At 39.9% G+C, this 13977-nt stretch carries 14 protein-coding genes; 6 read left to right on the plus strand and 8 right to left on the minus strand.

What is annotated here, in order from left to right; translation table 11 throughout:
• The first annotated feature begins 111 nt into the window (after nucleotides 1–111).
• The 4 genes from IPI59_02015 (at nucleotide 112) to IPI59_02030 (ending at nucleotide 3361) form a co-directional block, all read left to right on the plus strand.
• Nucleotides 112–900: an SDR family oxidoreductase gene (locus IPI59_02015; protein MBK7526341.1), complete on the plus strand. Its 789-nt coding sequence runs from the start codon at nucleotides 112–114 to the stop codon at nucleotides 898–900.
• A gap of 169 nt (nucleotides 901–1069) precedes the next feature.
• A complete protein-coding gene (locus IPI59_02020; GenBank protein ID MBK7526342.1) occupies nucleotides 1070–1387 on the plus strand; it encodes a septum formation initiator family protein in 318 nt (105 codons plus the stop codon).
• 32 nt (nucleotides 1388–1419) lie between these two features.
• The gene (locus IPI59_02025; GenBank protein MBK7526343.1) at nucleotides 1420–2727 is read left to right on the plus strand and encodes a 3-phosphoshikimate 1-carboxyvinyltransferase; all 1308 of its coding nucleotides are present in this window, start codon (nucleotides 1420–1422) and stop codon (nucleotides 2725–2727) included.
• Nucleotides 2728–2884: 157 nt separating this feature from the next.
• A complete protein-coding gene (locus IPI59_02030; GenBank protein ID MBK7526344.1) occupies nucleotides 2885–3361 on the plus strand; it encodes a single-stranded DNA-binding protein in 477 nt (158 codons plus the stop codon).
• Nucleotides 3362–3699: 338 nt separating this feature from the next.
• Here IPI59_02030 and IPI59_02035 read toward each other — a convergent pair whose 3' ends face one another.
• The 6 genes from IPI59_02035 to IPI59_02060 all read right to left on the minus strand — a co-directional run bounded on the left by IPI59_02035 (nucleotide 3700) and on the right by IPI59_02060 (nucleotide 7534).
• Entirely contained in the window at nucleotides 3700–4626 is a 927-nt protein-coding gene (locus IPI59_02035) for a hypothetical protein (protein MBK7526345.1), read from the minus strand.
• A gap of 219 nt (nucleotides 4627–4845) precedes the next feature.
• The gene (locus IPI59_02040) at nucleotides 4846–5118 is read right to left on the minus strand and encodes a hypothetical protein (GenBank protein MBK7526346.1); all 273 of its coding nucleotides are present in this window, start codon (nucleotides 5116–5118) and stop codon (nucleotides 4846–4848) included.
• 34 nt (nucleotides 5119–5152) lie between these two features.
• Entirely contained in the window at nucleotides 5153–5383 is a 231-nt protein-coding gene (locus IPI59_02045; GenBank protein ID MBK7526347.1) for a membrane protein insertion efficiency factor YidD, read from the minus strand.
• Nucleotides 5384–5531: 148 nt separating this feature from the next.
• Nucleotides 5532–6167 (minus strand): hypothetical protein, encoded by a 636-nt coding sequence (locus IPI59_02050; GenBank protein MBK7526348.1) that lies wholly within the window; start codon nucleotides 6165–6167, stop codon nucleotides 5532–5534.
• A 106-nt stretch (nucleotides 6168–6273) separates the two neighbouring features.
• Nucleotides 6274–6723 (minus strand): hypothetical protein, encoded by a 450-nt coding sequence (locus tag IPI59_02055; protein MBK7526349.1) that lies wholly within the window; start codon nucleotides 6721–6723, stop codon nucleotides 6274–6276.
• Nucleotides 6724–7066: 343 nt separating this feature from the next.
• Entirely contained in the window at nucleotides 7067–7534 is a 468-nt protein-coding gene (locus IPI59_02060; protein ID MBK7526350.1) for a hypothetical protein, read from the minus strand.
• A gap of 292 nt (nucleotides 7535–7826) precedes the next feature.
• Here IPI59_02060 and IPI59_02065 point away from each other — a divergent pair, with 292 nt between their 5' ends.
• Entirely contained in the window at nucleotides 7827–8579 is a 753-nt protein-coding gene (locus tag IPI59_02065; GenBank protein MBK7526351.1) for a glycosyltransferase family 2 protein, read from the plus strand.
• 25 nt (nucleotides 8580–8604) lie between these two features.
• On the opposite strand, the gene IPI59_02070 is transcribed toward IPI59_02065, so the two are convergent.
• The gene (locus IPI59_02070; protein MBK7526352.1) at nucleotides 8605–10098 is read right to left on the minus strand and encodes a right-handed parallel beta-helix repeat-containing protein; all 1494 of its coding nucleotides are present in this window, start codon (nucleotides 10096–10098) and stop codon (nucleotides 8605–8607) included.
• Nucleotides 10099–10177: 79 nt separating this feature from the next.
• A complete protein-coding gene (locus IPI59_02075; protein ID MBK7526353.1) occupies nucleotides 10178–12247 on the minus strand; it encodes a BatA domain-containing protein in 2070 nt (689 codons plus the stop codon).
• Between the two features lie 344 nt (nucleotides 12248–12591).
• Here IPI59_02075 and IPI59_02080 point away from each other — a divergent pair, with 344 nt between their 5' ends.
• On the plus strand, nucleotides 12592–13899 hold the full coding sequence (locus IPI59_02080) for a serine hydrolase (protein MBK7526354.1): 1308 nt from the start codon (nucleotides 12592–12594) through the stop codon (nucleotides 13897–13899).
• Nucleotides 13900–13977 lie beyond the last annotated feature (78 nt).

The following is a 13977-nucleotide window of genomic DNA, read 5'->3' on the forward strand; positions in this document are numbered from 1 at the left end:
TAAATCACAAAAATATTTGGTTGAATCGTATTTTTTAGATAAAACTAACCGTCTCCTGCTGTATTTTTGAACTTTTTATCTAAAAATCTATATTTTTAATATCCCTTGATGATGGATAGTGCATATTATGCCCCCGATTTGTTTAAGCATAAAACGGTATTAATAACCGGAGGTGGCAGTGGCATAGGCAAAACTATTGCCCAGCATTTTTTATACTACGGCGCACGTGTGTTTATTGCCTCGCGCAAGCCCGCACGCCTTGAAAAAGCCATTGACGAGTTGCGGCAATATGGGCCTGTTGAGGCTGTTGCCGCCGATGTACGCAATACCCAAATGATAGCCGACTTAGCCCACCACATACAATCGAATACCGGTCAACTCGATATATTAATAAACAATGCGGGCGGGCAGTTTCCGTCTCCAGCGGAGTTTATTTCGGAAAATGGTTGGAATGCCGTTATTAACACCAACTTAAACGGCACCTTTTATGTAACGCAGCAAATGGCTAAAACTTTTTTTATCCCGCAAAAAAGTGGCGTTGTAGTTAATATAATTGTAGCTATTTACAAGGGATTTCCGGGCATGGCGCATACCGGTGCGGCGCGTGCCGGGGTTGATAATTTAACCAAGTCGTTAGCTATTGAATGGGCTAAAAATAATATCCGGATAAATGCCATTGCGCCGGGCGTCATTCATTCTTCCGGATTAGAAAACTATCCACCCGAATTACTTACAGGCATATCGTCAAAAATACCTTTAAAGCGGCTTGGCACAACCAACGAAGTAGCGCATTTGGCTTTGTTTTTAAGTAGCCCATTAGCCAATTTTATAACCGGCGAAACTATTTATGTAGATGGTGGGCAACGCCTTTGGGGCGATTTATGGGAAATTCCGGGATGAAGTTCCGGAAGGCAGTAGAATTTAGGCTAATAAAAGAATTGTTATCCAACAAAAAACAGCACTATTAAAAAAAAACAGTAATTTTACACTTTCGTTTGCCTTAATTAGCCATAAATTGCACTCGTTATAAGTGCATAAATTTACCGCTCACTTCATTTTTATTAATTTTATGAAACCACTTTCGACTTTACGGCGATTATTTCCACCGTTTTTGCGCAATAAATATGGATTTGTAGGCGTAAGTTTTTTGATTTGGATGCTTTTTTTTGATACCAACACCTTGTTTTCGCAGTGGCAACTGAGCCGCGACAATGACAGGCTGCAAAACAAGCTTACCCAATACCAACAAGAGATTAAAATAGTTGAGCAAGATTTAAACGAACTTAAAAACAATACTTCGTTAATTGAAAAAGTAGCCCGCGAAAATTTTTACATGAAAAAAAATAACGAGGACGTTTTTATTATTGAAAGCCAACCCAATAAATAATAACAAGCCTTTACCTTATTAACTTCAGGCAGTTGCTACACCTAAGCGCACCCACAGGGCGGGTAATTAATGGTAGGGTTAGTTTGCCCACCTCAAAAAGTATAACCAACCGCGTTTTTATTATTCAAGCCTTGCTTGGGCAAGCCTTTGCCATACAGCAGGCAGCAGTTTGCGCCGATACCCAAGCGATGCAACAAGCCCTGCAGCAACAAAAACAAGCGCAAAAAAATAGTGGAAATTACACCCACCTAACTGTAAATGCAAATATTGGCCATGCAGGTACAGCTATGCGCTTTTTAACGGCTTATTTTTGCCTCCAGCCACACACCACCATCCTTGACGGCAGCGAACAAATGCGGCAACGCCCCATTGCCCCATTAGTGCAAGCCCTACAGCAGTTAGGCGCACACATTACCTATCTTAACCAGCCCGGTTACCCACCCATACAAATACACGGCAACCTCAAACCCTTAGAAGGCGGGCAAATTACCATTGATGCAAGCATTAGCAGCCAGTTTTTAAGCGCAGTTTTGCTGATTGCACCCGCCTTACCCAAAGGACTTATTTTAGAATGGAAAGGGCAATTGGTATCGCAAGGGTATATAAATATGACTTTACAAGTGATGCAGTATTTTGGCGTGAAGGCTCAGTTTGGTTCCGGATTTATCCGGATAAAGCCCCAAACCTACCAGCCTCGCCCCATACATATTCCGCCCGATTGGAGTGCAGCCTCGTATATCTACGCTTTAGCTGCCCTTTCGCGCGAGGCAAGTATAAAACTACCCAATTTAGCCCTGCACCCCAACTGGCAACCCGACGCTATTATTAAAACATGGATGCGGCAATTAGGCGTACGCACCCAACCCTGCGAAACAAACCCCCAAACCGACCTAATAATTACAAAAAAGGGCTATGGCCATACCCCTCCTTTGCTTCAACTGCCTTTTTTAAACAGCCCCGACCTTGCACAAACAATGGCCGTTGTTTGCGCCGCCTTAAATATTGAGGGGCATTTTACCGGCCTTCAAACGCTACGGCATAAAGAAACCCAAAGGATAACAGCACTACAAACCGAATTAGCAAAAATTGGCACAAATTTTTTACCAACCAACGCTACAAATTATAATTCGGCAACACTAAAACCTGCCCCTTTGCCTAATCATATATTGCCTTGTTTTGCCACTTATAACGACCATAGAATGGCTTTGTCGCTATCAGGGTTAGCCATGGTAATGCCCCGCGGCATTCAAATAATGCAACCCCAGGTAGTTGAAAAATCGTTCCCTACATATTGGGAGGTACTACAGAATTTAGGGTTTTTGGTTAAAAATTTGGGCTAAAACCTAATAAAACAAGATTTTTTTATTTTTTTTGCTAATTTTTTTTGCAAAAATTTGTTTTTTTGATAAAAACACCGTACATTTGCCAAAGATTTAGAAAAAAAGAAATCAGTAATCAGAATTTTATTTTTTAATGTTTTATTTTTAGTATTTTATTATGACGAGTTTAAACCGAGTAATGTTAATCGGTCGTTTAGGAAGCGACCCCGAAATTCAACGATTTGAGAGTGGAACTGTAAAAGCAGCATTTAGATTAGCAACCAGCGAGCGTTACACCAACCGAGACGGCCAAAAAGTAGAAAAAACAGACTGGCACAGTATTATTGTATGGGGCAAACTTGCCGAAGTTGCCGAGCGTTTTCTTAAAAAAGGCAAGCTAATATTTATTGAAGGTCGCCTTTCGACCCGTACATGGGAAGATGCCAATGGGCAAAAACGATTTGTGGTTGAAATTGAAGCAAATAATTTTCAAATGTTATCAAAAGATGAGCAAGGCGGCGGAGAGCATAGCGCAACAAGCGCCTCCGGACAAAAAGGCGGATATGCCAAACAAGACGACGACCTTACCCCCCCCAATGAAATGCCAAAAATGAATGACGGCAATCATGACGATGCTGACGATTTGCCATTTTAATTTGCCATACAGCTTAAAACTGATCTAGTAAAGAAATAAATCGGCTACCACATTTATTTATAGCACTATAATAATAAAATAAGTAGTCGCTTACTACCCCAAACCAAAGCTTAAATATTTTGCCTTTGGTTTGGGGTATTGTTTTTTGCTTGTAAATATTAAACTTTATTGTACCCTACACTGTAAGACCAAATTGAAAAAATAGCTGTAAACGAACCAATCCGGAATTGTTACCTGCGAAACCATAGCCAAACGCTCGGTGAATTGGCTCAAACCAACGAGCAGTTAATAATTAATTGACAACGCGAAGATGTTTTGTGATAACCGCTTGTTTTGTGCTAAGGCATATACCCGTCAAAACCAAAACAAGTATTTTCAATTTGCCGCATTAAGGCATGTTTTGTTTTATGGTTTCGTGTTTTGGCCGCTTTATGGCTTCCAAACAAATTGCCGAAATAAAATCCGGTAGCCAACGAGCCGAAAATCCAGCCATTTACGCTTTTAACACCTTTTTTCGAAAAACCATTATAAGCCTGCCAGGCATTACTGCCTACGATAATAAAAGCTATTAATCCGTCTTGCCAATTGCCGGTATAAACCTTACCTAAGCCCGGCACCACCGCCGACATGCCCACCGCCAAAGCAGGACTTTTGTAGCGCAAACTTTGCCCTTTTAAGGCGAAGGTATGATATTGGTTGGCTAATGGGTGTACGGGTTGTGCTGCCACCAAGGCACTGGCAGCATATTGTTCGGCCTCTTGCCATTTTTGCTGCAACAACAAACTTCCGCCTTGTAAATAAAACTCATCGAGGGGCAACAATCGGGTGGGCTTGTTTAGTAAAGTATCTAAGTTGGCAAAATTGGGCAATCGAAGCAATAGTTTGCCATACTGAGCAGCAATTTCGGGCGGCATGGCGCGTGCATTAGGGTATTTGTTTTGGCAACGGGTAATACCTTGTTGATACTGCTGCCCCAGTTCGTATGCTTTTAACAGCTGCAAAAAAATACTGTCGTTAGTGGGTTGCATAAAAACAGCGCGCTCGTATTCGGCTATTGCGGCCTCAAATTGCTGTGAATCGAGCAAATACTGGGCAAACGCCAACGAGTGCGGCAGGTCAAAAATATTTTGGGCTACAACAACAGTTCTTGCGGTGTCGGTTTGTTGTTGGGTTTGGGCGTTAATTGCAATGCCGACATAAAGTTGTAGCAACAACAACAATAATAGCATTTTAATATTAACGACAGAAGTAATAGGTGTGGGCAAAATAAATTTAATTAAAGGAGCAGTATTTTTTTAGGTAGTATCCGGAATAACGACAGGTAAAAGCATATCCGGAAGGAAAATAGCAAAGGCGCAGCTTAGCGTTTGGGGCGGAACTTAAAAAGCGGCAGCTAAATTTAGCATAAAAGTCTAAGAGCGGCAATAAGCCATTAGTCAATAGTAAAACTGTAGGTTGTTGTTGTGTAGTTAAACTAATTGCTTTTAAAACTGCTTGTTTAAATTATGGTAATCTATTCGCGACATATATGGAAAATACGGCAAAGATTCTATATATTCTATCGCCTTGTTTTCGTCAATATTTTGAAATATTAGAACCGCATCTTTCTTTGAAACTGAAATGAAAAAGCTCTCTAATATGTTTTCGTTTTTCCATTTGTTTACAAATTCCATTTCCTTTATGGGCAATTCCGGAGTAGATTTGATTGTTTCTATTCCAACGTCAGAAAGTGTTATTACAACCATTATTTTATTCATTGTGTTATATTTTTAAGTTTATATTATATGTTTATTAATTTACCGGATCTATTTGTAATCCGGTATCGAGTTGAATTTCGTAATGTCGCGGGGCAAGCCGGTGGCAGCGGGTAAGGCGGTCAAATCCGTATAAAAGACCCCTCGCAACGCCCTTTTTTTGTACCGCCTGCATAGCATAGCTTGAACACGAAGGGGAAAAACTGCATCGTTGGGCATCTTGCGACGAAAAAAAGTTTTTATACATTAAAAACAAACCTGTAAGCATTAATTTTACCTCGTTTGTAATATTTTGTTTAGCAAACGCGTAATCGGCGTGTGGTTGGTTGTAAAATTGCACCTCGGCCAAGCGGGTCAAATCGGTGGCGACAACCGTAGTTGCGGGTTGTGTGTAGGGCTGTGCAGCAAGGTAAAAACTACTCGTAAAACTTATGGTTATAAGCAGCAGCGTTGCCTGTTTCATTAATTACAATGTTTTTTAGTGTAGTAGTGCGATAAATTTCTTTGCCCTCCCAAAACGATACTTGCGTAATTTCGGTGGGTATTTGCAGGCCTTTAACAGTTTTATAGTGTTTAAAAACCTGTTTGTTTACAATTTTTTGGGTTGGGTCAATAAAAACAATGCCCTGTAATTGCCCATTTTTTTGCGAAATAACTACCTCGCCAACAATATTGTCTAATTGTTTTGGGGGCAGCCAAGTTGTAATTACCAAACCTTTGTCTTTGCTAACCTCTTTAATGGTAAATGGCGATTTGTTGAGGCCAAAATTATTTAAATTACTGCTTAAACACATGTGAAAAAATGACATGGCTGAAAAATGCGGAATTGTTTCGCGCAGCACTAATTTATTGTTGCTAAACTTTTGAATAACGGTATCTTTTAGTACCCACTCTTCGGGATAAGGAAAGCTAAGATTGTAGTATATTTTTTTATGATTGGTATCGTAATATACTTTTCCGGATACTAATTGCCCAACCTCATCGCAATCGCTTGTTTCTTTAATTGTAAAATCGGCTTTAATACGAAAAGCCTGCTGCCCATGCGCTAACACAGGTAGCAGGCTAAACAGTAAAAAAGCAATAAAGCGTGTAAAACTGGTTAGTAACAGCCATATTGTTTTTTATTTAATCTTGTCTTTTTTAGGGTGGCAATATTGTTTAAATGTACCACCATGGGTTGGCAGCCCAAAGACCAAACCATAGCACCGTCCAAATAACAGCCGATGCAATACAACCAAACAGTGCTTTTTTGGTTTCGCTTTTGTCTTCGTCAGTTAGCAAATAAACTACAACCACGCCAACAATACCTAAGCAAAAGCCCCAAATAAAGCTGGGAATACCCAAGGGGGGTTCGGCGCCAAACGAGCCATTAATTAAGTTTAACGAGCTGTTTTGGGCATCAATACTGTTGGCAAGTTCGGCATTTTGAGCTTTGAGGGCATCAAAACTCATTCCGGGGTTAGCATTAAGCATTTGTTCAACCTGATTTAAGTTGTTCATTTTTTGCTCAATGCGTTGTTCGTCAATGGTAAAAAGGTCGGCATTATGTGCGTTGGCAACAAATTGCCCAATAATGCCAAGCATTAAAACAAATAAAAATTTTTTCATAAGGTTTTGTGTATTAAAAAATAAGCGATATGTTTTTAGGCTTATTTGGTTGTGCTAATGATATGCCACAATACAAATAAAGCCCAAAGATAGACAAAAATTGTAAATCCTGCTATTTCAAGTCAAATTTGCTACTTTTTTTTTAACTAATTAGCGTTTACAACACACAAATATCAATTTTTTTAAAACACATATAGTTTATCTGCATTTTAAATGCCTTTTTTAGTAGAAAGACATCAGCATATAATTTAGTCATAATTACAAACAGACGAAAAAAACACGTAGTAGCTACGTGTTTTTCTTAAGCTTCATTCCGTGTTTTTATCCGTGGTTTTCCTTCGTGTTAAATTTTATACCCCATCGACAAACCGCCATAGTACGGTATAAAAAACTCTTTTCTAAATATTGGGCAAAGAAATATCCGGAAGGTAAGACCGCCATCGGGTGGTTCTATTCTATAACCAAAAATTCCATGCCCAAACGTAGTAGAAAACATGCCAGATGAGGAGCCATCACCGCCAAATGTAGGTGTAACACCAAGCCCTACTTCAAAAAAGTTTTTGTTATCTTTACTAAAAAGATAGTTTACTCCGAGCGGCACAAAAACTACTCCTACATCCTCAATTTTAAACCCGCCAACGCCAATTCTGCCTCCTAAGCCTCCGCTGTTTTTAGTAAATCGAGCATCAATGTTAAACGATGCTATGCCAGGCCCGCCAAGTTCGGCATATATTGATTGAGCGCTGAGGTTTAATGTTACTACTAAAGTTAAGGTAAAAACTAAAAATAGTTTTTTGAATAAACTTTTCATCTTTCTTGTATTTTAAACAGGTTAATAAATAATGATAAATTTTATTTTAATAATTATTGCACTTGAACGATCCAACTTGTTTGAGTTTGCGTATTAAATAGACGATTCAATGAGTTAGAATTGGCGAAATAGGGAGTTATTTTTGTAGAGCATTTGTAGGCTATTAGGTTTTTACCCGCATCCGGAGTTTAAAAAATTAAGCCTTTCTATTTGCTATATTACACTTTATAGTTATTATTCTTTGTTCTAAAAACGTGTTATATTTGCACCAAACTTACAAAAAACACCATTAATGACACTTTCAGCAAATAATATTACTATTACACCATTTGCAAAATTATCTATTATAATTCCGGCCTATAACGAGGGCAAAACCATTCACCGCATTTTAAACAAAATTGCCGCCGTAAATTTAATACACAATATTCAAAAAGAGGTTATTATTATTAACGACTGCTCGAAAGATAATACCGAAGAGGCCATTTTAGCCTACCAAGAAGCCAACCCCAATTTGCCCATAACCTATTATAAACACGAGGTAAACAAGGGTAAAGGTGCCGCGCTACATACGGGCATCACCAAAGCTACTGGCGAATATTTAATTATTCAAGATGCCGACTTAGAATACGACCCCCAAGAGTATAATTTATTGCTTCAACCTATTTTAGATGGGTTTGCTGATGTGGTTTTTGGCTCGCGGTTTGCCGGAGGTAACCCTCACCGCATTTTATTTTTTTGGCATACCATTGGCAACAAGTTTTTAACATTTTTATCGAATATGTTTACCAACCTAAACCTAACCGATATGGAAACTTGCTACAAAATGTTTAATTCCAAAATGGTGCAAAGCCTGCGGCTAAAAGAAAATCGTTTTGGTTTTGAGCCCGAAGTAACAGCTAAAATTAGTCGCATACCTAACGTGCGCATCTACGAGGTGGGCATATCGTACTACGGCCGCACCTACGCCGAAGGCAAAAAAATAAACTGGCGCGATGGCTTCAGGGCAATTTATTGTATTTTAAAATACAATTTGTTTAGCAGGTAAAACACTTTTTGCCGCAAGTAAACAATTAAAAATAAAGCGCAATTTTACCTACATAATTGCCCGCGCGCACCACATAAACCCCTTGAGGTAACTGGTTAATTTTTACCGACTTGTTACCATCAATTTTTTGCGAAAAAACAACCTGCCCGTTTAAATTTGTAATAATGGCTTGCAGCGGAAGCGCTGACTGCATTTTTTCCGGAAAAACAAACCGCAGCAAACGATCTTCCGGATTAAACGAAATTATAATATTGTCGTTTATAGTGTTGTTTGATGCTACACCGTAAACAGCCGTTGCCGGATTGGCCTCAATAGCGCCAATTGAGGGCGGATTGGCAAATTTTTGCTGCAAATAATCAAATTTTGGCTCTGTCAATAACATGCCTTTGCCGGCGCCGGCACTACTTGGGGGTATCGAAAAATCTTCAGCATCGGGGTTTTCAAGCAATGGATTTTGGTTAATTATTTGATTGGTTTCGGCAACCGGAATATCGGGGCCGTTCCAACTTGTATTATCTACATTAAACCACAAATTGTTTGAGAACGCAAACGTTTCGGGGGCGGTATCTGGGCCAATATTGGTTATAACCGAGTTTTTATTAGAGAGGACAACTATATTATTCCGGAAAAAATTATCGCCGCAAGGTAAAAATTGATTAGGGTCAACTGTCTCTTGTAAAATCCGGATAGCCCATTTATCCGGAAAATAGATGGTATTGTTGGCAACATCTACTTCAACAGCGCCAACATAGGCAATGGGTGCTATCGAGCCAATCATAATGTTACAATAAACCTGTATTCGTGCTGCTTCATAATGCGCCGTGTCGGGTCTAAAAAATTGCAAACCTGTACTGCCGCCAATATTTAGGGTTCGTTGGCCAGCGTTTTTAAAAAAATTGCCTGCAATATGCACATATTCGCTGCCGCCCTTACATTGAATAGCGTTTGACCCCATGTTTTCGAACCTGTTGCCTACAATTTTTCCATGATGGCAACCCACCATATCAATTCCGCTACCACCTTCGGCACCGTTTTCAAACAAGCAGTTGCGCACCTCAAAATAGTCAAGCCCCGACAATTTAAGCAGGTCGTTATTGCCCGATGCCGACATATCGCGAAAGGTGCAGTTTTCAAAAATGATGTCGTGGGCGGGGGTGTCGTAGGTGCCACCGTCGTCTAAATTTACACCGTTCCCCGTTTGGTATTGAAAAATTAACCCCGAAAAGTGCAAATATTCGGGTTCAACAAAATGAATAGCATTGCTACCCCCTTCAAAAATAACCGTTTGGTCGGGGGCATTTTTTATGGTTATCCATTTGCTTGCTGTTCCTTTTAAATTCTCAATAAATAAGCCGCCGGGGTAGGTTCCGCCATAAATAAGCAAAGTGTCTCCGGGTTTGGCCGCGTTTGCTGCTGTTTGTAAATCAGTGTAAGTTTGCCCAGTTCCAATTTTTAAGGTAGTGGCGGGCAGAGTTAGGCAAAAGCATAGTGCCGATAAAATAAAAACAAATGCTTTCATGTTTGCGTAGGTATTAAATTTGGTATAATAAAAGTTTTACCGTTTAAACAAGCTAAATCCGGGCCCAAGCAGTTTCGTTTTAAGCCGCCAGTTTTGTGGCGGCTACTTGGCTTCGCCATAGGCGCAGCAATAAAATTTCGAGCAATAAAAATAGTAAGCACAACATTACACACCATTGCCAAAGCTGAATACCTTTATCGGCCTGTCCAACTTTTACCGAAAGGTCGCCATCGGCATCAAACAAATTAACGTTAGGTTGGTTAAACTGGGCTTTTAATTCATCGGGTGTAAAATAATCTAACAACGACTCTAAGCGGTTATAATTAAAGGCAAAAAATTGTTGTGGTTTTTCTTCGCCTAAAGATAGACCGTATATGCCTGCCTGTTTTAATTGGTTGTTTAAGCTTAAAAGCAGTTTATTGTTAAGGGTTTTTTGTCCCGGAATAAACTCTTCGACATCGCTTTTTAATTTAAAAACTGCGTCTTTTTTGTCGGTTCGGATATCTGTTTCTAAAACCTCATCTTTTCCTATAGTGTAGGCAATACGCTGCGATTTACCACCTAATAAGGCAATTTTATAAACCATTGGCACAAAAACCGCATGGGCGGGTAGGTTACTGTCTTTGGTGTCGAGCGAGGTGGCGCATAAATACAGTTTGCCATTACCGCCCACCCTAAATTTACTTAAAAACGAAGCGCCGCCGCGGAGCCTAAGTAAAACTTCTTCTCCGGTGTTGGCCAACGAGTTCAGGTTAAAACAACGCTGTACGCTGGGCAGGTCAATATTGTCGTTTAGGCGTTCAAATACATCGCTAAAAACGGCTTCGCGGGTGTTTATATAATCAACGGCGCGTGGCTCGGAGTTTAAGCTGCCGTAGGTGGCTGTGCGCAGGGGATGTAAAAAATTATTGTAAGTTTGGGTATTCATATTGGCATCGGGAAAAACCAATACCGAGCCACCATTTTGTAAATATTGTTGTAACGAGGCTGCTAATCCGGATGAAATTTCGCGCAATCCATTTAAAATTACCAATTGGTTTTGCGGCAGTTTGGTATAATCTATTTGGTTTACGCCCTGGTTTTGAAGTACAAAATTATCGGTTCCTTTTAATAAGGCATTCAAATAAACACTGGGGTTGTTTTGATTTATAGCCAATAAATTAATTTGCGGCGCCACCTCAAAACTAAAAAAGTAATTATTATCAAATTCAATGGGGTAATCTTGCAAAATAAGTTCGGCTTTGCCCCATCCGGTTTCGGTTACGGCAAAATTTAGGGTGTCAACTATTTTATCTTTAGCGGGTACCGATATGTTTTTTACCGCCTTGCCTTGTTGGTTAATATTTAGCGTTAATTTGCTTGACTCAACCGCACTGTTGCCCGTGTTTTGTATGCGCACCAACAAGCGGTTAGGCTGGTTTAACATGCGCACTGGCACCTCGAACCAAACCGAATCAATAAATACATTTTGCTGCGCAGCGGTAGTTAAAGGCACTAAATTAAAAGTAACTGTGGTATCGTCATTGGCTAAATCGACCATATTTTTTTGAAAATCGGATACCATAAACAAGTTTTTTTTGTTCACTTGTTGCTGCGAGGTGGCAGTATTTAGCGCTTGTTGCTGCCGCATTTTCACTTTGTTTAGTGTTTGCACGTTTGGGCTAAGTTGCACCTCGTCAAGATTGGCTAAAAACTCGTCTTTGCCTACTAAGCGCTGGTGTTTGCCTTCAAAATCGTTGGTTAGCAGCTGAAAACGGTCTTCGGGGCCATAAGCGTTGGCAATTTCGCGGGCTTTAAGTTTGGCCTTATCTAACAGTTGCACGTCGTTTTGGGTGCGCGCCTGCATTGAAAACGAGTTGTCAATATATACACTTACCGCCCTGCTGCCTTGTGCTACGGTATTGGCAGTTTGAGGCAAAAACGGCTGGGCAAAGGCAAAAACCAAAAAAGCTAAGGCCAATAAGCGACATAGCAATACCAATAAATGTTTTAACCTGTTGCGCGCAGTAGTTTGCTCTTTAACCTCGCGCAAAAACCGCACGTTGGTAAAATACACCCGTTTAAACCGCCTAAACTGAAACAAATGTATTATAATTGGAATGCTTAATGCGGTTAATGCCCATAAAAAAGCCGGATAAATAAAACTCATACTACTTTCAACTAACTAAATAAAGCGCTTTGCTATTAATTTTTATCCCTTTTAATTAATTTGATACAGATTTTAAACTAAACAAGCTATAAAAGCTAACTTTACCTTAAAATTTACCCCTATCATCCGGATAAATAAAAATACATTATTTAATAACCCGGCAAAGTTACTTGTTTTTAAGCAATTAAGCCTTAACGAATTGCTATTCAACCACCTCTAAATAGGTTAAAAAAAGCTAAACACAGCCAGCAAACTAATAAAATACACTCGAAGTTAATTTATAGTTTTGTCGCAATACAAAACATACAGTTTATTTGCATTAAAATATATCCTCATTATCATTTATGTACTTTAATTTTCACACAATCATTTCTTGTTTATTAATTGTACTGGTTTTTACCTTATTTATTACGCAGCCAACAAAGGCACAGCCGCCTTATTATTTTCCGCCCACAAATGGCAGTAATACCTGGGAAAAGGTAACAATAAATGAGCTGGGATGGTGCCAAGCCGAATTAGACACCTTGGTTGCATTTTTAGATACAACGAACACCAAAGCATTTATAGTGCTAAAAAATGGCCGGATTGCTATTGAAAAGTATTTTGGCACTTTTACAGCCGATAGTAATTGGTATTGGGCATCGGCAGGCAAAAGTATGACCGCTTTTTTAATAGGCATAGCACAACAACAAAACAGTATAAACATAAATAACACCTCGGCAACCTATTTGGGTAATGGCTGGACGAGTTGCCCCGCCGCAAAAGAAGCAATTATAACGGTAAAAAATCAAATTTCTATGACTACCGGCTTAGATGACGGTGTTCCCGACAAAGATTGCACCGACCCATCCTGTTTGCAATACTTGGCCGATGCCGGCACTCGTTGGGCATATCATAATGCCCCCTACACCCTGCTCGATGCGGTAATTGCCAACGCCACTGGCCTAACACTAAACCAATTTTTTATTGCCAACGTGCGCAACCCAATTGGCATGAACGGTGCTTATTTTAAATTAGGCTACAACAACGTACTGTTTACAACCCCCCGAAGCATGGCGCGCTTTGGCTTGTTAGTGTTAAACAAAGGCAGCTGGAATGGTACACCTATTTTGGCCGATTCAATTTACTTCCACAACATGGTAAATACCTCGCAAAACCTAAACTTGTCGTATGGGTATTTGTGGTGGCTTAATGGTAAGGCCTCGTTTATGTTGCCCGGCCTGCAATATGTATTTGATGGGCCGCTAAACCCCCATGCCCCCAATGATGCTTTTGCCGCCTTAGGTAAAAACGGGCAAATTATTTATGTTGTTCCAAGCCAAGATTTAGTACTGATACGCATGGGCAACAACCCCGACAATTCCCTTGTTCCGGCAACCTATAGCAATGATATATGGCAATATTTTAGCCAGGTAGTTTGCCCCTTACAATGTGGTAATCAATCGAATGTAGTTATTTCAGGAAGCGAGGTGGTTTGCAATCATTTATCCGGAAATACCTATATTTATAGCGTTGCCCCAGTTAATGGCAGTATTTATATCTGGACAGTAACCGGCGGAACAATAATATCGGGGCAAGGAACAAGCCAAATTACCGTTTCGTGGGGGCAAAACAGCACCGGAAGTATAAGTGTAGTGCAGGAAACACCATAGGGTTTTGAGGTTAAAAGAAGATATTCCTTTGTTTTTGCCTTAAATTCCGGATAAAAAAATACGGTAGTGGGGTAAAAT

Source organism: Sphingobacteriales bacterium, assembly GCA_016706405.1.
Classification (GTDB): domain Bacteria; phylum Bacteroidota; class Bacteroidia; order Chitinophagales; family UBA2359; genus BJ6.